22 protein-coding genes and 2 pseudogenes are annotated in these 22,168 nt (G+C 59.9%); 6 read left to right on the forward strand and 18 right to left on the reverse strand.

Annotated features, from left to right (window positions below; translation table 11 throughout):
• Positions 1–55: 55 nt before the first annotated feature.
• The 14 genes and pseudogenes from ACOAP0_RS07485 to ACOAP0_RS07550 all read right to left on the reverse strand — a co-directional run bounded on the left by ACOAP0_RS07485 (position 56) and on the right by ACOAP0_RS07550 (position 13,113).
• Positions 56–1,636: a methyl-accepting chemotaxis protein gene (locus ACOAP0_RS07485; RefSeq protein ID WP_498374963.1), complete on the reverse strand. Its 1,581-nt coding sequence runs from the start codon at positions 1,634–1,636 to the stop codon at positions 56–58.
• Between the two features lie 103 nt (positions 1,637–1,739).
• Positions 1,740–3,497 carry a methyl-accepting chemotaxis protein gene (locus tag ACOAP0_RS07490; RefSeq protein ID WP_498374962.1) on the reverse strand — a complete coding sequence of 586 codons (1,758 nt, stop codon included), beginning with the start codon at positions 3,495–3,497 and terminating at the stop codon, positions 1,740–1,742.
• A 62-nt stretch (positions 3,498–3,559) separates the two neighbouring features.
• Complete coding sequence (locus ACOAP0_RS07495) at positions 3,560–4,825, reverse strand: FIST signal transduction protein (protein ID WP_498374961.1); 1,266 nt, start codon at positions 4,823–4,825, stop codon at positions 3,560–3,562.
• Between the two features lie 39 nt (positions 4,826–4,864).
• Positions 4,865–5,533, reverse strand: a complete 669-nt coding sequence (locus ACOAP0_RS07500) for a PhaM family polyhydroxyalkanoate granule multifunctional regulatory protein (protein ID WP_498374960.1) — start codon at positions 5,531–5,533, stop codon at positions 4,865–4,867.
• A gap of 84 nt (positions 5,534–5,617) precedes the next feature.
• Positions 5,618–6,364 (reverse strand): ABC transporter ATP-binding protein, encoded by a 747-nt coding sequence (locus tag ACOAP0_RS07505; protein ID WP_498391355.1) that lies wholly within the window; start codon positions 6,362–6,364, stop codon positions 5,618–5,620.
• On the reverse strand, positions 6,361–7,431 hold the full coding sequence (locus ACOAP0_RS07510; RefSeq protein WP_498374958.1) for a FecCD family ABC transporter permease: 1,071 nt from the start codon (positions 7,429–7,431) through the stop codon (positions 6,361–6,363). Before ACOAP0_RS07510 ends, ACOAP0_RS07505 begins: the two co-directional genes overlap by 4 nt.
• Entirely contained in the window at positions 7,407–8,525 is a 1,119-nt protein-coding gene (locus ACOAP0_RS07515) for an ABC transporter substrate-binding protein (protein WP_498374957.1), read from the reverse strand. Before ACOAP0_RS07515 ends, ACOAP0_RS07510 begins: the two co-directional genes overlap by 25 nt.
• Positions 8,526–8,538: 13 nt before the next feature.
• Positions 8,539–9,177, reverse strand: coding sequence for a Crp/Fnr family transcriptional regulator (locus ACOAP0_RS07520; protein ID WP_498374956.1), 639 nt, complete (start codon positions 9,175–9,177; stop codon positions 8,539–8,541).
• Between the two features lie 12 nt (positions 9,178–9,189).
• Positions 9,190–10,590: a PepSY-associated TM helix domain-containing protein gene (locus tag ACOAP0_RS07525; RefSeq protein ID WP_498374955.1), complete on the reverse strand. Its 1,401-nt coding sequence runs from the start codon at positions 10,588–10,590 to the stop codon at positions 9,190–9,192.
• A 93-nt stretch (positions 10,591–10,683) separates the two neighbouring features.
• Positions 10,684–11,100 carry a DUF2946 domain-containing protein gene (locus ACOAP0_RS07530; protein ID WP_498374954.1) on the reverse strand — a complete coding sequence of 139 codons (417 nt, stop codon included), beginning with the start codon at positions 11,098–11,100 and terminating at the stop codon, positions 10,684–10,686.
• A 45-nt stretch (positions 11,101–11,145) separates the two neighbouring features.
• Positions 11,146–11,574 carry a copper uptake system-associated protein gene (locus ACOAP0_RS07535; RefSeq protein ID WP_498391514.1) on the reverse strand — a complete coding sequence of 143 codons (429 nt, stop codon included), beginning with the start codon at positions 11,572–11,574 and terminating at the stop codon, positions 11,146–11,148.
• Positions 11,551–12,045, reverse strand: a pseudogene (locus ACOAP0_RS07540) (copper chaperone PCu(A)C); the annotation flags it as partial. The pseudogene ACOAP0_RS07540 and the gene ACOAP0_RS07535, both read right to left, overlap by 24 nt.
• Positions 12,046–12,063: 18 nt before the next feature.
• Positions 12,064–12,612: pseudogene (locus tag ACOAP0_RS07545) on the reverse strand (YcnI family copper-binding membrane protein).
• A gap of 123 nt (positions 12,613–12,735) precedes the next feature.
• Positions 12,736–13,113 (reverse strand): DUF2946 family protein, encoded by a 378-nt coding sequence (locus ACOAP0_RS07550; protein ID WP_498374952.1) that lies wholly within the window; start codon positions 13,111–13,113, stop codon positions 12,736–12,738.
• Between the two features lie 120 nt (positions 13,114–13,233).
• Here ACOAP0_RS07550 and ACOAP0_RS07555 point away from each other — a divergent pair, with 120 nt between their 5' ends.
• Both ACOAP0_RS07555 and ACOAP0_RS07560 read left to right on the forward strand, forming a co-directional pair.
• A complete protein-coding gene (locus ACOAP0_RS07555) occupies positions 13,234–13,593 on the forward strand; it encodes a TraR/DksA family transcriptional regulator (protein ID WP_498374951.1) in 360 nt (119 codons plus the stop codon).
• 84 nt (positions 13,594–13,677) lie between these two features.
• Positions 13,678–14,283 (forward strand): MarC family protein, encoded by a 606-nt coding sequence (locus ACOAP0_RS07560; RefSeq protein ID WP_498374950.1) that lies wholly within the window; start codon positions 13,678–13,680, stop codon positions 14,281–14,283.
• Positions 14,284–14,292: 9 nt separating this feature from the next.
• Here the strand turns inward: ACOAP0_RS07560 and fghA are convergent, their stop codons facing one another.
• Positions 14,293–15,159 carry an S-formylglutathione hydrolase gene (fghA, locus tag ACOAP0_RS07565; RefSeq protein ID WP_498374949.1) on the reverse strand — a complete coding sequence of 289 codons (867 nt, stop codon included), beginning with the start codon at positions 15,157–15,159 and terminating at the stop codon, positions 14,293–14,295.
• Between the two features lie 56 nt (positions 15,160–15,215).
• Positions 15,216–16,289, reverse strand: coding sequence for a fumarylacetoacetate hydrolase family protein (locus ACOAP0_RS07570; RefSeq protein WP_498374948.1), 1,074 nt, complete (start codon positions 16,287–16,289; stop codon positions 15,216–15,218).
• Positions 16,290–16,394: 105 nt separating this feature from the next.
• On the opposite strand from ACOAP0_RS07570, the gene ACOAP0_RS07575 reads away from it, so the two are divergent.
• The 4 genes from ACOAP0_RS07575 (at position 16,395) to purU (ending at position 19,539) form a co-directional block, all read left to right on the forward strand.
• Positions 16,395–17,486, forward strand: a complete 1,092-nt coding sequence (locus ACOAP0_RS07575; RefSeq protein ID WP_498391356.1) for a DUF3108 domain-containing protein — start codon at positions 16,395–16,397, stop codon at positions 17,484–17,486.
• Positions 17,487–17,515: 29 nt separating this feature from the next.
• A complete protein-coding gene (locus tag ACOAP0_RS07580) occupies positions 17,516–18,247 on the forward strand; it encodes a DUF3108 domain-containing protein (RefSeq protein WP_498391358.1) in 732 nt (243 codons plus the stop codon).
• Between the two features lie 85 nt (positions 18,248–18,332).
• Entirely contained in the window at positions 18,333–18,635 is a 303-nt protein-coding gene (locus tag ACOAP0_RS07585) for a BTH_I0359 family protein (protein WP_498374945.1), read from the forward strand.
• A 55-nt stretch (positions 18,636–18,690) separates the two neighbouring features.
• Entirely contained in the window at positions 18,691–19,539 is an 849-nt protein-coding gene (gene purU / locus ACOAP0_RS07590; protein WP_481874593.1) for a formyltetrahydrofolate deformylase, read from the forward strand.
• Between the two features lie 63 nt (positions 19,540–19,602).
• Here the strand turns inward: purU and ACOAP0_RS07595 are convergent, their stop codons facing one another.
• Together ACOAP0_RS07595 and asd are read right to left on the reverse strand one after the other, a co-directional pair.
• The gene (locus tag ACOAP0_RS07595; RefSeq protein ID WP_313867855.1) at positions 19,603–21,267 is read right to left on the reverse strand and encodes a methyl-accepting chemotaxis protein; all 1,665 of its coding nucleotides are present in this window, start codon (positions 21,265–21,267) and stop codon (positions 19,603–19,605) included.
• A 61-nt stretch (positions 21,268–21,328) separates the two neighbouring features.
• Entirely contained in the window at positions 21,329–22,168 is an 840-nt protein-coding gene (gene asd / locus ACOAP0_RS07600) for an archaetidylserine decarboxylase (protein WP_498374943.1), read from the reverse strand.

Below are 22,168 nucleotides of genomic sequence, written 5' to 3' on the forward strand. Positions count from 1 at the left end.
ATAGCTATTCGCGCATACTGCACGGGCGCCAGACCCCGATTAGAGCTGATTCTGCTCACAGCTTGAAGGTTGCCACCACCTGCACCAAGTCATTGGCCTGACTCTTCAGGCTGCTGGCAGCAGCTGCCATCTCTTCCACCAAGGCGGCGTTCTGTTGCGTAGCCTGGTCCATCTGGGTCACCGCTTCTCCAACTTGAGAGACACCGGCACTCTGTTCTGAGCTGGCTGCGCTGATTTCTCCCATGATGTCCGTCACCCGGCGGATGCTGCTCACCACTTCGGTCATGGTTTCACCGGCTTTATCTACCAGGCTGCTGCCCTGCTCTACCCGCTCTACGCTGGCGTTGATCAGGGTTTTGATTTCTTTGGCGGCTTCGGCAGAGCGTCCTGCCAATGAGCGGACTTCAGAAGCGACGACTGCAAAGCCCCGGCCTTGTTCTCCAGCACGTGCTGCTTCTACCGCTGCATTCAAAGCAAGGATGTTGGTCTGGAAGGCAATGCCGTCAATGACGCTGATGATGTCTGCGATCTTGCGGCTGGATTCGTTGATGCCTTTCATGGTCTCTACGACCTGGCCGACGACTTCTCCACCTTGAATAGCCACGGTGGAGGCATTCATGGCCAGCTGATTGGCCTGACGGGCGGAGTCGGCGTTTTGTTTGACGGTGGAGCCGAGTTCTTCCATGCTTGCAGCGGTTTCTTCGAGAGCGCTGGCTTGTTGTTCGGTGCGGGCGGAGAGGTCGTTGTTGCCTTGGGCGATTTCGGCGCTGGCGGTGGCTACGGATTCGGAGCCTTCCCGAACGCGGGACACCACATGAGCCAGCTTGGACTGCATTTGCTCCAGACTGCTCAACAACCGCCCCAGCTCGTCCGAACCTTTGGCCAACACCTGGCCGCTCAAGTCGCCATCGGCAATGCGGCCGGCCAGTTCCATGGCCTGACGCACGGGCTGGATCACGCTGGTGGGAATAATCCAAATCAGCGCCAAGCCCACCACCACAATAACCAACAGGGCGCCCAACATCGCGCGCTCTGCCGATGCCACGGTGTCTTTCACCTTGAGGGCCGCGTTGGCAGTTCCGTCCAGATTGAACTTGAGGATTTTCTCCATCGCCGTGTAGGCCTGATGGAATGCCGCTGGTGCTTTTTCAGCAAAGTCTTTGCGCGCCAAAGTCAGCATTTCTTCGGCGCCGCCAGCACCCTCCACCGCATCCAGCCCCACGCTAACCACTTTGAAATACGCATCGCGCTTGGCTTGGTAGTCCGCAAAAAGCGCTTTTTCCGCATCCGCCTGCGGGTCTCCAGCCTCGTACGTAAGCAAAGTTGCGGCATACACCTCGGTGGCCTTGGTCAAAGCTTCGCCGTTCTCTTTCAAGCGCTTTTTGAATGCAGCTGCGTCTTCCAGATCACGCCCACCCACCCGGTCGCTGACCAACAAATAGTGGTCAGCCACGTAGCCCTTCATGTTTCCGAGGTTCTCAATGGCCGGAATCCAGGAGGTGGCTACTTCGCCCGACTCAAACTTCACCGACACATTGCGGTAGAGCGAGTTGGCCGCGCTCAGAATGGCCAGCGCCAGAATGATGGCCAGGCCCAAGGTGATGCGTGCGCGAATGCCCAGACGGTTCAGGTTCATGTGTTTCCTCGGTGGCTAACGCTTCCAACGCGCATTTGTATGAAAAACGGTATCAATTTACGTAATTTCGACCAAACCCACAAGAACTGAACCGGGTCTGGCGTCAAAAGGTTTCCCAGTCATCGTCCCCGCCTGCTGGCGTTACCCGCGGTGCCGGCTTGGGAAGCGAGGCCACCTTGGAGGCAGGGGACGGAGCCGGCGCTTTGCTGGCGGGAGGCAATGAAGCGGCAGGCTTTGCAGCCGGGGCGGCCGCAGGCTTGCTGATGGCTTTGGGCACCGACGCTGTCAGCACGGGTGCAGCCGCCTTGCTGGGCTCCTGACCGGCCGTGAGTTTGAAGACCGACACCACTTGCACCAGGTCTTGGGCCTGGCTCTTCAGGCTGCTGGCTGCGGCGGCCATTTCTTCCACCAGAGCAGCGTTTTGCTGGGTGGTCTGGTCCATGGAGGCGACCGCCTCACCCACCTGCGCCACACCGGCACTTTGCTCGTTGCTGGCCGCACTGATCTCGCCCATGATGTCCGTCACGCGGCGGATGCTGCTGACCACCTCGGTCATGGTTTCACCCGCCTTGTCGACAAGAGCGGTGCCCTGCTCCACGCGCTCCACGCTGGCGTTGATGAGGCTCTTGATTTCTTTCGCGGCCTCAGCACTGCGGCCGGCCAACGAACGCACTTCACTAGCAACTACCGCAAAGCCACGCCCCTGCTCCCCGGCACGTGCGGCTTCCACTGCTGCATTCAGGGCCAGAATATTGGTCTGGAAGGCGATGCCATCGATCACGCTAATGATGTCGCTGATCTTGCGGCTGGCGTCATTGATACCCTTCATGGTGTTCACCACTTCGCCCACCACCTCGCCGCCCTGCACCGCGACCGTTGAGGCATTCATGGCCAATTGGTTGGCTTGGCGGGCGTTGTCCGCGTTTTGCTTCACGGCGGAGTTCAGCTCTTCCATGCTGGCCGCGGTTTCTTCCAAGGCGCTGGCCTGCTGTTCGGTGCGGGCACTCAGGTCATTGTTGCCCTGGGCAATTTCCGCGCTGGCGTTGGACACACTGTCGGACCCGTTTCGCACTTGAGACACGACCCGGACCAAGCCCTCCTGCATGCCCCGCATGGCCTGCAAGAGCTTGCCCACCTCATCGTTGCTCTGGCTTTCAATGCGGCCTGTCAAATCACCTGCTGCCACACTCGTAGCGACCGTCAATGCTTCATCCAAAGGTCTGGTGATGGAGCGGGTGATGTAGGTCGCAGCAAACACAGCGAACAGCACAGCCACCACCAGTGAGCCCAGCAACACATTGCGGGCAAATTGATAAGTGCGCTCCGCCGCCGCGGCTGAGTTGTCCGCCCCCTTGCGATTCATTTCAATCAGCTTGTCCAGAGACGCGCCGGAACGCTCGAACATGGTCTTGGATTCGGCTTCCAGAAGCATCGCAGCGCCTGCTGCGTCGTTGCGACGTGAATAGTCCTTGATGTCCTTGTGCAGGTCGAGGTAGAGCTTGCGGTATTTGTTGAACTCCTCATATCCCGCGCGCTCCTCAGGACTGCTGATCAAGGGCTCATAACGCGCTTTGGTTTCCTTGATCGCTTCCTGGGTAGCGTCCAACCGCTTTTCCAAATCCTGTTTCGCACTTTCTTCGATAGAGAGTGCATGTTGCATTTCATAGATACGGAAATCCGAGATCTGGGTATTGAGCTTGTTCGTTTCCTGCACGCTGGGCAGCGCGTTGGTTGCAATTTCGTTGGCTGCCGCTCTCAAAGAGTTCATTTCTATGAACGCGACTGACACGATCGCCACCATGACGGCAATCAGTAAGGTGAAGCCTGCGTACAGGCGAGTGCTGATTTTCAAGTTACCCATGTGTGTCTCCAAGTCGGGCCAGCCCCAAAGGCCTAATATAAACCGAATAATGATTTTTTATGTTATTCAGTAAAAACAGTTAAAACACCCGTATACCCATAGACGTGGTCTGCCGCAATCTCCCCGGCGGCAAAAAACCCGACCAGCGGCACATCGCCCAAAGCACGGCGCACTATCTGCATTTCGGCACTTGCGCTGCCAAAGTGAGGGCCACCACGGCCCGAGCAGCTCACATACACCGCGCCGGCAATGCGCCGAGCGGGGTGCGGGGCAGCCTGAGCCTCATCGGGCTGCAGGGCGACCGCCAATTCAAGGCTCAGCTCCTGGGGCTCCAGTTCTTCGCGGATTTCGGCACAAATGCGCACCAGATCGGCTCTGGCAGCCTCCCGGTTGCGCTTGCAAAAGGCCAACTGGGCACCGGGCTCCACTACCTCGGCCACGGCAATACCGCGGCGCCCCGGGTCCAGCCCGATGATGTGGCGCACCGTCACCTCGCTGCCCAGATTCCCGGTGTTGCGCACCATGCCCGGGGCTGTTGTGTCCTGCGCGGGCTCCGCCAAGGCCACCAAGGTGGCCCGAACCACCTCCAGAGCCTCTTGGGGCTGGTCGAGCGAAATCTTGAGGTCGCCCAGCATGACGTCCAGCGCAGGCTCTCCGTCCAGTGTTACCACCACGTTGTGGTCAGCATCGGTCACCGTGCGCGCCTTCGATACCGGGCTGCAGCCTTGTGTGACACGCGACACCAAAGCCACCTCTTCCGAGAAAGCAACCCCGCTCAAGCCACCTGAAAACACGCCGCTAGCGGACCCATGCCCGCTCAGGTTGCCATCAGCCGCTACGGCGAATTGCACGCTGTCACCGCGGCTGCTGGTGAGCCCCCCGAACAGGTAGCCTGCACTGGTGCGTCCGGCCATCTCGCGGACCAGCTCTGCCAACTCAATCGTGCTGCCATCGGCATGCACCAATGCTGTATGGGCCTCAAAGCCCAGGCCCAAAGGCGCTACCCCCGAAAACACCCGGTACTGGTCAGACGGCACATCCATCAGCATCACGGCCATGGCGGGCTCGTCGAAATACTCCACGTTGTTGCTCGCAATTCCCACCCCCACGGTGCCGGACCAATCGGTAACCAAGGGCAGCTCGCCACTCAGGTGCTCCAGGATGTCTTTGGCGTGCGCGGCGTAATGGTCCGTGACATACAGCAATGCCAAGGTCGGGTTGGCCGCATAGTCAGCCAAGGCCATTTGAGCCCGCAGCTGCGCGAGCACCAAAGCAGCAGCCATCTGCCACTGCGGATGCGTAGCATGGGCATAAGGAAACATTCGCATGAGCGGTGGCGGCAATGCCGTCCGGAAAGGGGTTGGGCGCTAACGGCCGGTTGATTTCTTGGCAGGCGCTTTGCGGGGCGCCGCCCGCTTGGCCACTGCCTTTTTGGTCGCAGCCTTGGCCGTCTTGATGGCGTCTTTGGCCAGACCGGTGGCCATGTTTTTGGTGATGTCGGCGGCGGTCTTGCTGGTAGCTTCCTTCAAGGCGCTGGCAGCAATGTTCTGGAACTGCTGCGTCAGTGAACCCCAGAGCTGCAACGGATCCACCAGCGAGGGGGGCGCCGTGGTTTTGGCAGCCTTGTCGTCTGACTTGCCGGTGGCAACATCACTGATGGTCTTGGCAGTCGCCGCGGCTTTTTCGGTGGCTTTTTGCACGCCGCTGTAGACCGAATCAGCGGCTTTGAGCTTGAGCGCGTTGGCCATGTCACCGATGTTGAAATTCATGCCCTTCAGGGTGGCCAGCGTCATTTTCTGGACCTCCAACGCCTGGATGGTGGCACCCAGCGCGCGGGAGTTTTGCTCCAGCCAGAAGTGCACGTTTTTGAGCTCTTCAATCCGCTTGTCCAGCTCTTCCACATTCAAGGTGGGCGCGACCCAGTTGCCCAAGTTAGGCATCTGGGGGATGCTGGTGCTGGCGCCCTTGGCCAGGTTCTGCAGAAAGTCAAACCCGGGAACGAATTTGCCGAAACCGGAGGTGTCTGAATCGCTCATGAATGCTCCTAGAGGCTTGCACAAAGGGCCTTGTGCACAGCTTACTCCAAGCTGCGGCGGCTGAGGAGCAGAAAAACACTGGTTTCAGGCCAACGCAAGAGGGAACAACACCCGGCGTCCGGCAGATGTAGTAAGTATTTCCATCTCAACATCAAATACGCGGCGCATGGATTCTGGAGTCAGCACATCATCCGGGGAGCCGTTTGCAAGTATTGCTCCATCACACATCAGGGCGACATCGTCTGCGTAGCGCGAGGTAGCCTGTAAGTCGTGTAGCACCATGACCGTACAAAGATGCAGCTCCCGGGTCATGGCGGCAACCAAATCCAAAACTTCTAATTGGTGGTTGATGTCCAAAGCGCTGATGGGCTCATCCAAAAGCAATACTTCCGGCTCTGAAACCAACGCCTGCGCCAGGTACACCAACTGCCGCTGACCGCCACTCAGCTCGCCGACATCGCGACCCGCCAAGTGTTCAATGCCCAAGCGCTGCAATACACCACGGACAGCATTCAGGTCCTCCTCCCTGACGCGCATATGCAAACGTTCTAAACGCCCCAGCAGAACAACCTCCACCACGGACAACGCCAGCGGGCCTTGCTGGTCTTGCGGCATGTATCCCAGTGCTCTTGGACGACCCGGTTCACCGGCAAATGCAATCCGGCCAGAGTAAGGAATCAGACCTGCGACCGCCTTGATGAGACTGGTCTTCCCGCTTCCGTTGGGCCCCACAAGCGCCAGTACACGGCCGCGTTGCGCCTGCAGTGTGATGTTTTTCACGACCTGTATGCGCCCGTATTGCACGCCCACATTCTCAAGAGTCAAGCTCACCAGTACACCCGCCTGGTGCGCAGCACCAACCCAATAAAGAAAGGAACACCAATCAGTGACGTCACGATGCCGATGGGGAAAATGGCGCCGGGGGAAATGGTCTTGCTAGCCACCGATGCCAATGACAACAACACCGCCCCACAGAGTGCCGAAAGAGGCAGAAAGCCGCGCTGGTCCTCGCCAGCCAACATGCGTGCCACATGCGGTGCGACCAGGCCAACAAATCCTATAGTGCCCACGAATGCGACCGCTACGCCAGTCAGTGCAGAAATCAACACAAATGATCGCAAGCGCAGCGCCCGCACATTCACCCCCAAGGCACTCGCCCGTGCATCGCCCAACTTGAGCGCGGTCAGCCGCCAAACGTCAGCAATGAGCCAAGGAATACAGGCTAACAGCACGGCGAGCATGATCCATAGCTTGGTCCAACCCGCCTTCTGCAAACTGCCAAACAGCCAGAACACAATCTGCTGCAAAGACTCGGGCGAGGCCACCATTTGCAAGAGCGAGGTCATGGCCTGAAACAAAAACAGCAAAGCAATGCCGGCCAACACCAAACCTTCGGCACTCGCCCGACGAGCCCCGCCGATCAGGTACACCCCACTACAAGCGAGCCCGGCAAAGAGCATGGCGTTCAGTGGAATGGCGTACGCTTCAGGCACAGGTAGCGATGCACCCAACACAATCACCAATGCTGCACCAAAACCTGCTCCGGCAGAAATACCCAGCGTGTAGCTGGAGGCTAAAGGATTGTTCAGAATGGTTTGCATGATCGCGCCTGACAAACCAAGAGAGGCCCCGACGACCAAAGCTGTCAAAGCCACCGGTAAGCGTATGGACCACACAATGGCCTGCACCGAGCCGTCAACCGGCGCGCCCAAAACTGCCTGAGCCACCAGGCTCACCGGCAGCATGGCCGGGCCGGTGGCAGTGTCCAAGAGAACACCGACCACCATCAACAGCATTGCACAAACAAGCGCCCACCAACGACGACTGGCTGCAGTCCGGTAGGCCGTGCCAACCGCATCGTTACCCGAAAACATCAGGGCTTGAGAGGTAGCATCCATACGCCGGCGTACTTCACAGGCAAATATTTCTCGTGATAGCTGCGAAACGATGCGTCAGGGTCCACATCCTTGAATGCCTCGGGGTATAGGCGTTTGGCCATGTACTGCATAGCCACAAAATCAAACAGGGTGCGACACAGGCCGTGCTCGATGGCGTGGACCTCACCACTCTTCACCGCTTTCAAGCTGCTGTAGCCAGAACGCTGGGCGTAGGCTTCGAGGCTTTTGCGTGTGATGTCAGTGGTGGCCTCATAGCCGGTGCGTACTGCTTTAGGCCTGTTTACCCAAGAAGAACCGGCAAAGAAAATCAGATCGGGGTCTGCCGCAATCACCGCTTCCTGATTCAACGGCCCCCAAGGACCGGGCAATTTGCCATCGGCCAGATTCTCAGCACCCAGGGTGGTGATGATCTTGCCCCACATCGTGCCGCTGTAGCTATTACCCACGGTTTCAGCGCCCGCCTGGCCCAGTTCCACGTAGATCTTCTTTCGGGGTGCGTTTTTGGGAATACGCGCCAGGATATTGGTGTACTCGCGCTCATACAGCTTGGCCAACTCTTCGGCACGGACATCCGTGCCCATGACCTTGCCAATGGCACGAGTAGATGCGAGATGCCGGTCCAGCAGTTGGGCGTTGTAGTCAATTACCACAATCGGAATACCAGCAGCCTCAATCTGGCCACGCGCTGTTTCCAGTGCCTTGTAGGTCCACTCGGCAATGAACAAAACATCCGGCTTCAGGGCGATGATTTTTTCAGCACTGAAGGTACCATCGTCGGAATGACCGATGTCCGGCATAGTTTGCAGATTGGGGATGACCTCAGCGTAGCGCTTGAAGATGACCGGACGCCAACCTTCCCAAGGTGCACGCGATATCCCAACCACCTTCGTCCAGCCCTCTTTGCCGGCGACTGCGGTGAACTCTTCAAAGTTAAAGTTCAGCGCCACACGTTGAACCGGCGAGTGCACTTTGACCTTACGCCCCAGCGCATCTGTCACTTCAATGGTTGCGGCAGACGCAATCCCCATCGCACACCAAGCCAGCCACACGACCGAGAGTCGCATCACCAGCTTCCAGACATTTTTCATCAACATATTCATTTCTCTTTTACATAGTTTGAAAGGCATTCGGTTGCAGGCGAACGCCACTGGAAGTCATGCCCTCTGCGAATCGGGCATCTCTCAGCAAATCGATATCCAATGCGCCTTTGCCACGACGCCGGTCAACCAGCAGTTGGAGCTGCTTCAGGTGGCTAAGGACGCGTGACACAGTCTCCGGCGTGGAGCCCACCAACTCTGCGGTTTCCTTGATGCTGGGCAGCGCCTTGCCAGGCAGAGCGCCCATGGCGTCTGCCAACAAAAGCAACAGGGAACGAACCCGCTCGGCCACCGGACCAGAGCGCACCGACACAATTTCCAAGCAGCGCCGACGCGCCGTGAGCAGTGCTTCACGCAGAACTGCCTCCATAGGCATGCTGCTCATGTCCACCGCCACCAAGCGTGTAGGCAATACGGCACTGGCGTGCAGTGCGACCTGCTCACCGGCCCAGTATTCCACGCCCACAAGGTCACCCGGGAGCGCGATACTGACGAGCTCTACCTCGCCGTCCTCACGCAGATTCCCCACCCGCATGGCACCGCTCTCCAAGCGCCAGATGCTTTGTATCTGACTCACCGACATGGCAAAACCGACGCCAAGATTCAGCGCAGCCCGTTCATCGCCTGACATGTTTGATTGAGTATTCACGGGGCACCACCTTCAAGACAAGACGTTCTTGAGTGCCGGCACCCGGGATATCAGCAGCCAGTCCAGTACCACCACCGCCAGCAACACGCCACCGGCCAGTGGGAACGCCAGCCCGGTGATCACCATTACCAGCGCGCCGGTTTTCCACAAAGGCGCCTGCGCAGGGACTGCGGGTGCCGCCAAGCGACCGCTGCCCGTGGGACGGCGAATCCACCACATCACGATGCCGCTCACGCATAGTAAGACAATCGCCAGGCAGGCCAGGATGTTGGCCCATGCGCTCCACACGCCGATATCGCCTTGGTGCAGTGCAATGCCGATGGCCATGCCTTTGGCAAGCACCGAATAGTCCGCAAACGCCACATCGGCCAGCACCCGTCCGGTATAGCGGTCCACATGCACGGTGCGGTCGTTGAAGGGATTGGTCAAATCGCCGCTCATGGTGTCGGCAGAGACGGTGTACACGCCCTTCTCGTCTTGCGGCACATTGATGTGGAACTGCCCGACAAAGCCCAAGCGGTTTGCCAAAGCCGCCACGCCGTCGAGGTTTACCGGCTCCCCGGCGGCTACGCCCAGAACGCCTGCGTCAGAGCCGGATGCGGGCAGCGGGGTTTGCTCCAATCCCCAGGGCACATCGCGAATGCCTGCGGTGTTCAGGCTGGCATGTGTGAGGTCGGAGGTGGGCACCGCATCCCACTTGGCCGCAGGGAAAGTACCCCAAGGCTGCACAAACTTGCCACCCCACACTTCGGTCCAGGACATACCGGTCAGCAAAAAGGAGAACAGCACCACGCTGATCCAGAAGCCGATACTTGTGTGCAAAGACTTCCACCACCGGCGCCCGGTGGCCCGCCATTCAGGCACCAGCGCCTGCGCCCAGCCGCCACCGTTACGCGGCCAGAACAGGTACAGGCCGGTCACGATCATCACGATGCCCAAGCCGGCGGCGACTTCCATCACGCGCTTGCCGGCATCCCCCAGCAGCAAGCTGGCATGGATTTTCCGGGCCCAGGCGAAACCTGTGCTTTCTTTGTCTGTGGACTTGATTACCTTGGCGGCGTAAGGGTCCACAGCAACAGCCTCGGTCGTGCCGCCACGTGCCACGATGAACCAAGCCGCCAAATCTGTTGACTTGGGCGCGATGTATTCCTGCAGCTTGGCGTCCGGAAACTGGGCGAACACGGCTTGGGCCTGAGCCGTTACCGCTTGCGCCGTGGCTTGGGGCTGTACGTACACCAGATTACCGAGGCGGCTCTGAAAGCCGGTGAAGTACACCATTACCAAGCCGGTGACAGCCAAGATGGTGAGGAACGGAACCACGAACAGGCCCGAATAGAAATGCCAACGCCATGCGGCGGCATAGAAACGGGACGATGACGGTACGCGCGCAGGCGCCGAAGTAGAAGACGACATAGGAAGGACATCCAAAAAGCAGGAACACAGGTCTGTTCGCGGTTGGCGCGAGCAGCCCCTCGGGTGAACGCTGCCGTCAAAGGCAGCACATGCTCACGCCTGTGCAGGCGGGCCACGCGCCGGAGGCGCCCGCTGAATGTCAGTGAAGAAGAAAAACGCCTGCCGGACCGGGCGCGCCTGGTTTCCGCCAATCTCCAAGAAGAGGTAAGGCTGATGGGGCGGCGGGGCCGCGCTGCGGTCCGTAGCTTGCAGGCAAAACGGGCAATGGTCGAGAGAAGGGAGCGGAGCTTGCCCGTTAGCAGCTCCATCCTTCATAGCGTCGGGTGAGGCACTCACCCAGACTGCACCGCCGTCAGCGGTACAGATTTCCTGCATGGGCCCCGATGCATTCCAGGCCAACGCTCGTGACACCGTAGGTGCCAGCGCCCCCAGTACCAGCACGCACAGCACCAGCCACATCGCCCAAGGGCGGTGGATGGTGTTGTGGCGGATATGGCTTTGGGCGCGCATCCTCAAATCATGAGGAAGTGACTACGAAATGCTCAGTGTTTGTGTTCACCGTGGCCCGCAGCAGCGCCATGCCCCTGCTGGCCCCACCTTCAACATGCCTTCAAAACTGGCAAACAAGGCCAATTGATCTTTGCTCAGCTTCGCTTCAGCCGCTTTCACAGCAGTGGCCAGCTTCGCAGCATGGTCAGCGGGCATGCCGGTGGTTTGCAGAACCTTGGCATCTTTCAATCCATCACCTGCGCAGACCGAGATGAACCAGCCATTTGCGTCCTTTTGCATCAAAGCACGGCCGCCCTTGCCCCCCTGAATCCATCCAGCCACTGCATAGTTGCCCAGCACAGTCACTGGCGCAACACTCAAGGGCGCGTCCGGCCGATCAAATTGCTTCTTCATAACTGCGGAGATCTGCTCGGAGTCCGAGCCTTTGGGAGCAGGCGCAGCGCCATGTCCCTTCGCACCGTGATCACCATGCATTCCGCCTGCAGCCGCACCAGCAGGTGCCACTTGAGACACCCGTACCTTGAGCTCTCTCTTGGTCTCCACGCCCTTCGCGTCTTTGAACACCAGGGTGAGCGGAATGGTGGTGTCTTTCTGCAGGGGCAGCTTCAGGTCCATCAGCATGACGTGGTACCCGCCTGGCTTGAGCTCCACCGGCTTGCCCGCCGGCAAGTCCAGACCCGCAGCGAGGGCGCGCATTTTCATGACATCGCCTTCCATCTTCATCTCGTGCACCTCGGCAACCCCCGCCACAGGCGAGCTCACGCTCACCAGTTTGGATGCAGCAGGCGCAGTGAGTGTCATGAAGGCACCAGTCGCCTTTTGGCCCTGCACGGTGGCGCGGGCCCAGGCGTTTTGCACATCCACGGCTTGGGCCCAAGCGCCTGAAGCCATCACAGAGAGTCCGGCAGCCAAGGCGGCGGACAAAGTCCAACGGGAAAAAGTCATAAAAACTCCTCGTAAAAATCAGTGGGCGTGAGCGCCGGCGGCCTGGACGTCCAGCACATCCAAACGGGCTGCGGGGGACTTCAGGCTGTGGGCATCTTGGCCGGCAGCAGGGATCTCGACCCAGGCGTTAGTGCCTTTGTCGCAACCTTGCACGACCTTGAACCACAGGGTACCGGGCTTTTTGGGCGTGGTGCCGCGGAACACGAATTCATCGGCAAACGCGTCAGGCAATGCGTTCTCAGCGCCCTTGGCAGTTCAGGTGATTTCCTGCACGCCTTCGGTGTACTTGGTCCCGTGCGTTTCATAGGGTTGGTCCAGCTTGCCGACCTTGGTGCTCACAGTCCAACCAGCTTTCACCAAGGGCTGCGCGCCGTTAAAACCCGCAGGCATGGTGACGGTGATGGATGTGGTGGGCGCTCCGGCACAACCATGGCCCACCCGCAGTACACCCCGATAGCCAGCGCCGGCAGCGGCAGCCTGGTCTTGCAGCGTTACATGAGAAAAAGCGGCGCTAGCGCCCATGGAAAGTGCGCAAGCAGCTACCAATTGCATAGCAAAACGATTCATAACAACCTCGAAACAATCGCCCGGCCGCCACGTACGGGCGCACCCAAGCAGAAATACAAAATCTGGAAAGGAAGAAAAGACTGACGTGACCGGGCAGTCAGCGCCAAGCGCTGTCAGCGGCACTCAGAGCTGTGCAGGCGGGCCGCGGGCAGAAGCTGCTTTGGCGAAGCGGGCCGGGACACGCTCGGGCAGCGCGGCCGGTTGCGGGCTACGCGCTGCCGGGCCGGCATGCAGTACCGCCGATGTCGCCGGCGGAGCACCGGCCGGCAGGCACATCACGCAGTCCAGAGCGTGGGTCTGCATGCCCGAGGGTGCGCTGTCTGCGTTGTCGCCGACCGATTCGGCGACGAATTTGACGTTGCCTGCGGTCGTGCAAATCAGCGTCAATGCCTGCGGGTTGACCACAGGGGCAGCCACCGCTACCCCGATGGACAAAGCAAACCACACCAGCATCCAACGGACGATGGAGCGTGCTTCGCGCAGAGATTGGAGGGAGGCCATGGGTGGCGATTATGTACGAGGCAGCGAACGCGTTCCCGGTCATCGCCCGGAACTTGACCCGCATCAAAGCTTTTGTATCCCGAAGGTAGAGCATGAGAGGTGCAAACCACAGGAAACACCATGACACACCCCGACCTTCACAGTTACCAGAAGCAACTGCTCCAGCAACGCGATGCCTTGCGCGCCCGCCTGAACCAACTGCGCGGTGGCGAACCCAGCCGGGCTTTGGCCTCGGCAGCGCATTTCAGCGGGCACGAAGATACGCCCGCCCAGACCAATACCGAGCGCGACTTGGAGCTGGCACTGGACGAGCACGAAACGGCCGAACTGCGTCGCATCGATGCCGCGCTGCAGCGCGTGGAGACCGGCACCTACGGCCATTGCGTAGCCTGCGGCACCACCATCCCCGAAGCCCGGCTGCGCGCCACCCCGGACGCTGAGCGCTGCATTGACTGCCAAAGCGCCCTGGAAGACGCCTGACGCCCATGCCCGCAAGGTCACCGGGCTGGTATTCTCTGCCGCTCTCTCCCGAACACGCCGGTAACACCGGCGTTACGCGCCATGATGAATTACACCTTCGCCTCTGCGACCATCCTGCTGATCCTGATTACCGACCCGGTCGGCAACATCCCGATTTTTGCCAACGCGCTCAAGCATGTAGCGCCTGAGCGCCGGCCCAAGGTGATCCTGCGGGAAATCCTGATCGCATTCACGCTGCTCCTCACCTTCATGTTTGTGGGCGAGAGCTTTTTGCGGGTCATGAACCTGAGCGAACTGTCCTTGCAGATCGGCGGCGGCGTGATCCTGTTTTTGATTGCCCTGCGCATGGTGTTCCCTCCGGCCGCAACTGCAGAGACAGAGATCAAGACAGAACCGCTGATTGTTCCCCTGGCCATTCCAGCCGTGGCGGGCCCCTCTGCGCTGGCGACCGTGCTGCTGCTGGTATCTCAGCAACCGGACCGCCGCATGGAGTGGATAGGCGCGCTGTGCGTCACCATGCTGGTCAGCGCCGTCGTGCTGGTGTCGGCAGAGCGGATTCAGCGCATCATCGGCGACCGTCTGGTGGTCGCTGCCGAGCGGTTGATGGGCTTGGTGCTGGTGTCTGTGGCCATTGAGATGATGCTGCGCGGCATCAAGACGTTTGTGCATCAGGTGGCGGCTGCCACCTGACGCTGCCGCTTAACTAATCAGCCCGAGACCCCGCGCGTGATGGCGCAGGTGGTCGTCCATGAAGGTACTGATGAAGTAGTGGCCATGGTCGTAGCCCGCATGGCGCCGTAACGTGAGCGGCTGCGCGGCCTTGGCGCAAGCCGCTTCCAGCAGGTGCGGGTGCAACTGCTCCTCCAAAAACTTGTCCGCCAGCCCCTGGTCCACCAGAATGCCGCCGGGGAATGGCGCACTGGTTTGCGCCTCCATCAAGGCCACTGCGTCATGGGCCGCCCACAGGCTCTCGTCCTGACCGAAATAGCCGGTGAACGCTTTTTTGCCCCAAGGGCACTGGGTAGGCGCACAAATGGGGGCAAAGGCAGACAGGGTCTGAAACACACCGGGGTGCCGCTGGGCCAGCGTCAAGGCGCCGTGCCCGCCCATGGAGTGGCCGAACAGCCCCAGCCGCGCAGCATCCACTGGCAGGTCGCTCGCAATGTGGGGGAGCAACTCTTTGATCAAGTAGCTTTCCATGCACCAGTGCCCGCTCCAAGGCGCTTGCGTGGCGTCAAGGAAAAAGCCGGCGCCCACCCCGAAGTCCCAATGGTCCGCCTCGCCCACCAGCCCCGCACCACGCGGACTGGTATCCGGGGTGATGAGCGCCATCCCCAGCTCGGCAGCCAAGCGCTGGGCACCCGCCTTGAAGGCAAAGGTTTCTTCGGTACAGGTCAGGCCGGCCAGGTACACCAGCGCAGGCACCGGGCCTACGGACGCTTGCGGCGGCAGGAATACCCCGAACCGCATGGGCAGGCCGATTTCTTCGGACATGTGTTTGTAAAACCGTTGCACACCACCAAAGCAGGCGTGCTCGCTTTGCAGTTCAAAAGAGGTATCAGACATGATTTGCTATCAAAAGTAGAGCTGCTCGCGCAATCGATACGGGCGCCAAGGGCAAATTAAGGGGTCACGTCCTGGGCCGGATCGGCCTCGGTAACGGATGGGGCCGCGGTACCGCGGGACCGCACGTCCAGAGGCACCACTTCCTGATTGATAGCGCCGAACACGCTGCCTCCGTCCCGGCCTTTGACTTCGATGCGGATGGTGTCACCGAACTTCATGTACTCAGTGCTGGGCTGGCCATCCTGCAGGGTTTCCATCGCGCGCTTTTCCGCAATGCAGCTGTAGCCATGGGGCCATTCCGTGCGGTTCTTGCGGGCCACGCCTTTGTTGCTGACGGTGCCGGAACCGACAATGGTGCCTGCCCGCAAACGACGGGTTTTGGCCGCATGGGCAATCAATTGACCGAAGTGGAAGTGCATGTCGCCTCCGGCCTCGCACATGCCGACCTTGCGACCGTTCCAGACGCATTGCACCGGCAGGTGCACCCGGCCACGCGCCCAGGCATCACCCAGCTCGTCCGGGGTGACGACCACCGGCGCAAACGCGGTGGCAGGTTTGCTCTGGACAAAGCCGAAACCCTTGGCCAGTTCATCCGGCACCAGATTACGCAGGGTCACGTCGTTGACCAAGGCCAGCAGGCGCACAGCGTCCAGCGCGCGGTCCGACGCGCAGCCCATGGGTACGTCGCCCGTGATCACTGCCAACTCAGCCTCGAAGTCCACGCCCCATGACTCGCTGGCGCAGACGATCTCTGTATGAGGCCCGGCGAGGTCGTCGCTGCCACCCTGGTACATCAAGGGATCAGTCTGGGCACTCTCGGGCATTTCCGCACCCCGTGCCTGACGCACCAGCTCCACATGGTTGAGGTAGGCCGAGCCGTCCAGCCACTGGTAGGCGCGCGGCAAAGGTGCCATGCATTGCGCAGGGTCAAACGGAAATGCATGTCGCGCCCTACCTTGGTTGAGCTGGTGGTAGATGTCTTGCAGCGCGGGGGAAAGGTAGTTCCAGTCGTCCGGCACCTGCTGCAAGCGGTTGGCGACGTGGGTGGCGTAATGCGCCTGGCTCAGATCCCGGGAGACGACGACCAGCTGGCCATCACGGGAACCGTCCTGATAGGTTGCGAGTTTCATGCCGGCATTTTCGCTGGGTTTGGGCGCCAGACAGTTGCAAGTGTCTACCGTACACTGACCTTTTTCGTTCTATGGAACATGGCTGCGGCTTTATCCGGGACTCCTTTGCGCCCATCTTTGACCCTTCTGTCCTTGCGAAGCTTTGTGGCGGTGCTGGCGGCTGTGCTCGCCTTGCATTGGTGGCTGCTCGGCGGTTTTCGGCTCGGGTTATGGCCAGGTGAGTCCAATAGTGCCGGTGAAACGGTAGCCCCCCTAAGTACCCGCATGATTGCGGCCCCGCAGGATAGTCCGGCACCACAACCGCCGCCCGTTCCGTCGGCACCGGAGCCCACCGCCCCTGCGGTGAAATCCGTTCCCACGCAACCCAACGGGACAGCAGAGGGCGGATCGGTACAGCCGGCATTGGTGCCTGAATCGCAATCATCCGGCACGGCGGCAGACCCTGCGCCCGTTAATCACCCTGCCACAGAAAGCGCGACGCTTGCACCACCGGCAGAACCGGCGCCTCCGGTCGCGGAACCGGTAGCCAGCAGCGACCGATTGCCCCGGTTTGCCTTCCCCCCGCCCGTGGTATTGAATTACGACGTGTTCGGCATGAGCGATGGTCAACAAAATGTGGTGGGCGCGGCCATCACCTGGAAGCATGACGGCGAGAACTACCAAGCCAGTCTGGTGGTGACCAAGTTTTTGATCAACTTGCGCCAATGGACCAGCAAAGGCGCACTGACAGCCGCCGGCCTGGCACCGGTGCGCTTTGGTGAAAAAGGCTTTCGCAGGGCAGAGGTGGCATCCCACTTTGTGCGCGATGAAGGTCGGGTGATTTTCAGCGCCAATTCGGCGCCGGCCCCTTTGCTTCCCGGGGCACAGGACTACTTGAGCGTATTCATACAACTGGCCAGCCTCTGGGCGGGCGAACCCAGCCGGCTGACCGCAGGTGACACCCTTTCGTTCCAGACCATAGGCCCCCGACAGGCAGAAACCTGGATGTTTGTGGTGTCCCCCGAAGAACGTGTCTCCGTGCCGGGCGGCAACATGCAGGCCATCAAACTGACCCGTGAAGCGACCGGCGAATACAGCACCAAAGCCGAGATCTGGCTCGCGCCTCAACTGGCCTACTTGCCTGCCCACATCCGGCTGTCCGAACCCAATGGCAATGTGCTGGACATGGTGTGGACAGACAGCCAAATCCCCAAATAAGCATGACACAGAGAAGCTACCTTGGTCTGATGAAACCACTTGCAGCATGGGCAATGGCTTTCGCCTTTACCTGCTCGCCGCTGGCCGCACAAACGGCAGCCACGGATGTCGCCATTACCTACAAGGCGCCGGCCCCCGTCCGCATGGCCTACGACGTAGAGGGCGTGATCTCATCCGCTTACACCGGCACGGCCGAGTTAGTCTGGTCACACGACGGCAAGGCCTACCAATCGCAATTGCTGATCCGCAAATTCGGCCTCACCCTTCAGGCGTGGACCAGCCAGGGCACCTTGACGGACCGCGGCCTGGAGCCGGACAAATTCACCAGCAAGCGCCTGGGGCAATCTGAAATCAATGCACGCTTTCAGCGCAGCGCCGGACGGATTTCCTTCAGCGAGGGAACCCCCGATGCGCCCTTACAGGCCGGTGCCCAGGACCAGCTGAGTGTGTTTATGCAATTGGCCAGCCTGCTGGCGGGCAACAGCGCACAGGGTGCTGCAGGGAAAAGCATCAGCCTGCAGGCCATCGGGGACCGCTATGCCGAGCAATGGGCGTTCAAAGCGGGCGCTCCGGAAATGGTCAAGCTTGCCAACGGGCCTGTATCTGCCATCAAGTTCACGCATGAACCCAGTGCAGAACGCAAACAAAGACTGGAGCTCTGGTACGCACCGAATTTGCAGTTTTTGCCGGTTCGCATCCGCATTACGGAATCCAACGGTGATTACCTGGATTTAGTGTGGGCAAATAGCCATAACCGTTGAGATTTGCACAGACACGCATTTTTGCTGCTACTCTTGAATCGGTGCAGATGGCATCTATTTACGGATCATCTCTCTGAAATCACCTATGCATACGCTCTACGAATCCGATTCTTTCTCCGTCACGCACATGCTCGCCAACGGCGAAGCCGAGGATCAGGCACCGGAAAAAACCGAGCGCTATCCTCTGGGCATACCCAGCCTGGCCCGCCATGGTTTTGAAATCGTGGACAAACGCTCCAACAAAGAGGTGTACCTGGACGGCTCATGGGCCGAACTCTTTCAGCAACACATCATGGCCTGGCAGGTGAATACTCCGACCCAGGAAGAGGTGGAAGACACGCTGGAACAGTACGCCGAGCTCGCGCAGACGCCTGTCCAAGTGCACTGAACGGGCAAGCGGCTCACGGCCTGCCCCCGTTGCGCGGAACTGCGACAATCGGGGGATGAGCCAGACCTACATCCTTACGTTTTCCTGCCCCGACCGCTTGGGGCTTGTCCACGCTGTTTCGGGTTTTTTGCTGGAACGCGGTGGCAACATTGAAGAAGCAGCCCAGTACAACGACCACGATACCGGTCTGTTTTTCATGCGGGTGCAATTCAGCTGCAGTCAGCTGAGTCACGCAGAGCTGAAGTCCCAACTGGGCACTTTTGCCGAACCTCTCAAGCTCCAGTGGAACCTGCAGACTGTGGCGCAGCCCATGCGCACGGTCATCATGGTCAGCAAGGAAGGCCATTGCCTGAATGACTTGCTGTTCCGCTGGAAGAGCGGCCTGCTGCCCTTGGACATCCGGGCCATCGTGTCCAACCACCGCGAGTTTTACCAACTCGCCGCCAGCTACAACGTGCCCTTCCACCACATTCCGGTGACTGCAGCCACCAAAGAACAGGCCGAAGCCAAGCAACTCGAGATCATTGAAGCAGAAGGTGCAGAACTGGTGGTTTTGGCCCGCTACATGCAAATCCTGAGCGACAACATGTGCCGGCAACTTAACGGCCGCGCCATCAACATCCACCACAGCTTTCTGCCCAGCTTCAAAGGCGCCAAGCCCTACTACCAGGCCCATGACCGCGGTGTGAAGCTGATTGGTGCAACCGCCCATTACGTGACGGCAGACTTGGATGAGGGTCCCATCATTGAGCAGGACGTTGCCCGCGTGGACCATAGCCGTACCGTGGAAGACCTGACCACACTGGGCCGCGACACCGAAAGCCAGGTGCTGGCTCGCGCCGTCAAATGGCATAGCGAACACCGCGTGCTCTTGAATGGCCACAAGACCGTGATCTTCCGGTAAGCAATCCCCGAATGCAAAAACGGCGGCCCAAGGCCGCCGTTTTTGTTGATACCAACAGTGGGCTTAACTGCGCAAGTGGAAGCGCCCGACCAGCTGATCCAGAGACTGCGCCTGTTCATCCAGCGATTGCGCTGCGGCTGCAGCTTCTTCGACCAGTGCAGCGTTCTGCTGGGTGCTGTCGTCCAGCTGCGCGACCGCCCGGTTGATCTCTTCAATGCCGTGGCTCTGCTGGGCCGAGGCACCGGAAATTTCTTCCATCACAGCGCTGGTTTGTTGAACGGTGTCCGCCATTTCACTGATGGTCTGGCCGGCTTTGCTCGCCAGCTCCGCACCTTCTTTCACTTGGCGCGTGGACTCTTCGATCAGTGCATTGATCTCACGGGCCGCCTTGGCACTGCGTTCCGCGAGCGAGCGCACCTCTTGCGCCACCACCGCGAAACCACGCCCCTGCTCCCCGGCGTGTGCGGCCTCGACCGCTGCATTGAGCGCCAGGATATTGGTCTGAAACGCAATGCCCTCGATCACACTGATGTTGCCGTGTATGGCCTGGGTGCTCTTGCTGATCTTCTCCATGGTGCTGACGACGTCAGCGACTACTTCGCCGCCCAAACGGGCTGAGCGGCTGGCATTGCCGGAAAGTTGTGCAGCCTCCGCAGCGCTTTCTGCATAGCGCCGGGTAAGCGCAGCCATTTGCTCCACATTGGTGCTTGTTTTTTCGAGCGATGCACTTTGTTGCTCCGTGCGCTGTGACAAGTCCAGATTCCCCATGGAGATCTCGCGTGAGGCATTCGCCACTTGCTTGGAGCTGTCTGCAATATCACGCATGGTGTCAGACAACTTCATCTGCATGTCACGCAGCGAATAGAGCAAGCTGTCGTTGTCTTTGGGTGCGAGCTGGATTTGCATCGTCAGATCGCCATCCGCGATCCGGCTGGCAATGGACTTGGCGTAAGCCGGTTCACCGCCCAGTTGGCGGGAGAGGCGCCCCGTAACCCACGCGCTGATGACCAGCGACAGAATCAGCAGCAGTACCATGATGCCGACCACCCACATCTGGGAGGACTTGTAGATCTGGCCGGCATTTTCAATGGTGGCCTTGGCAGACTGTGCGCGCTGCTCCACCAAGGTATCGACCAGTTTTTCCAGTTTGCGGGTGTCATTGAGCAAACGGGCGTCTTCGGTAGGAACGTCGGTGCTCATCTGCATCAAGTCCAGCGGTTGCTCCTTCACGAGAGCGATATAGGCGCTTTGACGTTTAGCCCACTTGCCCATGGCCTCAATCAATTCCTGGCTGGTTGCAATCGTTTCCTCAGAGGTCGACAAGCCCTTGATGATGTCCAGGCGCTTTGCAATATCACCCAGGCTGGTTTCAATGGCGGCACCCAAGGTGTTGCGTTCAGCCGCTGTGGTGGCTGTTAGCAACTGGGTCTGGGCGCGGCTGGCACGCAAGATCAGGCCGCGCGCCTCTTCGGCAGCTTGGCCGGCTGCGTATTCCTGTTCATAAATGGCCTTGGTCGACGCATTCAAGCGGCCCATCTGGAACAGGGAAAACACGCCAATGACCACCGCCCCCAACAACACACTGGCGAATGCGAGCCACAAGCTGGAGCGCACAGTCATGTTTTCCAGCGCGGTGATGCGAGTGCGCTGATACGGCGCGGGCTCGGGGACGCCACTCTCTCCAACGACGGAAACGGGTGATTCGTTCACGATGGCAACGTTATTCATACTTTCCCTCTTTGGGGTTTCAAAAAACTCAGGATACTGAATTTCAGCCCCTTTTGCTCGCCTAAATACCCATACTTTCACCCAGCTGTACAGGTTTGGCCGGCGCCCAATCCGGATTGAAATGCAGTGCGTCCTTGCGGAACAGCAAGACCACGGTGGATCCAAGCAAGAACCGGCCCATCTCTTCGCCCTGTTTCAACACTACCTTGCCAGCGTCATAGCGCCACTCGGTCACCTGCGGCAAGCGCGGAGGATTCACCACCCCGTGCCAGGTGGTAGCCATGCTGCCCACCACGGTGGCGCCGACCAGGGTCAGCACAAATTCGCCATGAGGTGAATCAAACACGCACACCACCCGCTCGTTGCGGGCAAACAAGCCCGGCACGCCACGCGCAGTCGTGGGGTTGACCGAAAACAAGTCACCCGGCACATAGATCATGCGGCGTAACTCACCATCACACGGCATGTGAATGCGGTGGTAGTCACGTGGGCTAAGATAAATGGTGGCGAAAGTACCGTTGTCGAACTGCGCCGCCAATTGGTCATCGCCTCCGACCAATGCGGTGCTGCTGTAGCGGTGACCTTTGGCTTGAAAAATTTGGTCTTTGTCGATCGCGCCGAACTGGCTGATGGCGCCATCCACAGGACACACAAAAGGCACGTTGGCCAGCGGACGGGCACCCGGTTTCAGGGCCCGTGTGAAGAATTCGTTGAATGTGGGGTAGGCCGCGGGATCGGGGTTGGCCGCTTCGGCCATGTTTACCTTGTATTTCCCGATGAACCAGCGGATCAGTGCCGTGGTGGCTTTGCCCCCCCGTGCACCGGCAATCACCCCCGCAAAGGCGGTCAGTGCTTTTTTGGGGAGAAGGTATTGCGGGAGTACAGCAAGGGCGTCGGACAC

The sequence above is a fragment of the Curvibacter sp. Hmag1.1 genome (genome assembly GCF_059769165.1).

Excerpts from the sequence above, each read along its gene's own strand:
- ACOAP0_RS07485 (WP_498374963.1), bottom strand. The coding sequence starts at position 1,636 with ATGAACCTGAACCGTCTGGGCATTCGCGCACGCATCACCTTGGGCCTG.
- ACOAP0_RS07490 (WP_498374962.1), bottom strand. The coding sequence starts at position 3,497 with ATGGGTAACTTGAAAATCAGCACTCGCCTGTACGCAGGCTTCACCTTA.
- ACOAP0_RS07495 (WP_498374961.1), bottom strand. The coding sequence starts at position 4,825 with ATGCGAATGTTTCCTTATGCCCATGCTACGCATCCGCAGTGGCAGATG.
- ACOAP0_RS07500 (WP_498374960.1), bottom strand. The coding sequence starts at position 5,533 with ATGAGCGATTCAGACACCTCCGGTTTCGGCAAATTCGTTCCCGGGTTT.
- ACOAP0_RS07510 (WP_498374958.1), bottom strand. The coding sequence starts at position 7,431 with ATGGATGCTACCTCTCAAGCCCTGATGTTTTCGGGTAACGATGCGGTT.
- ACOAP0_RS07515 (WP_498374957.1), bottom strand. The coding sequence starts at position 8,525 with ATGTTGATGAAAAATGTCTGGAAGCTGGTGATGCGACTCTCGGTCGTG.
- ACOAP0_RS07525 (WP_498374955.1), bottom strand. The coding sequence starts at position 10,590 with ATGTCGTCTTCTACTTCGGCGCCTGCGCGCGTACCGTCATCGTCCCGT.
- ACOAP0_RS07530 (WP_498374954.1), bottom strand. The coding sequence starts at position 11,100 with ATGCGCGCCCAAAGCCATATCCGCCACAACACCATCCACCGCCCTTGG.
- ACOAP0_RS07535 (WP_498391514.1), bottom strand. The coding sequence starts at position 11,574 with ATGCATGGTGATCACGGTGCGAAGGGACATGGCGCTGCGCCTGCTCCC.
- ACOAP0_RS07550 (WP_498374952.1), bottom strand. The coding sequence starts at position 13,113 with ATGGCCTCCCTCCAATCTCTGCGCGAAGCACGCTCCATCGTCCGTTGG.
- ACOAP0_RS07555 (WP_498374951.1), top strand. The coding sequence starts at position 13,234 with ATGACACACCCCGACCTTCACAGTTACCAGAAGCAACTGCTCCAGCAA.
- ACOAP0_RS07560 (WP_498374950.1), top strand. The coding sequence starts at position 13,678 with ATGAATTACACCTTCGCCTCTGCGACCATCCTGCTGATCCTGATTACC.
- fghA (WP_498374949.1), bottom strand. The coding sequence starts at position 15,159 with ATGTCTGATACCTCTTTTGAACTGCAAAGCGAGCACGCCTGCTTTGGT.
- ACOAP0_RS07570 (WP_498374948.1), bottom strand. The coding sequence starts at position 16,289 with ATGAAACTCGCAACCTATCAGGACGGTTCCCGTGATGGCCAGCTGGTC.
- ACOAP0_RS07580 (WP_498391358.1), top strand. The coding sequence starts at position 17,516 with ATGAAACCACTTGCAGCATGGGCAATGGCTTTCGCCTTTACCTGCTCG.
- ACOAP0_RS07585 (WP_498374945.1), top strand. The coding sequence starts at position 18,333 with ATGCATACGCTCTACGAATCCGATTCTTTCTCCGTCACGCACATGCTC.
- purU (WP_481874593.1), top strand. The coding sequence starts at position 18,691 with ATGAGCCAGACCTACATCCTTACGTTTTCCTGCCCCGACCGCTTGGGG.
- ACOAP0_RS07595 (WP_313867855.1), bottom strand. The coding sequence starts at position 21,267 with ATGAATAACGTTGCCATCGTGAACGAATCACCCGTTTCCGTCGTTGGA.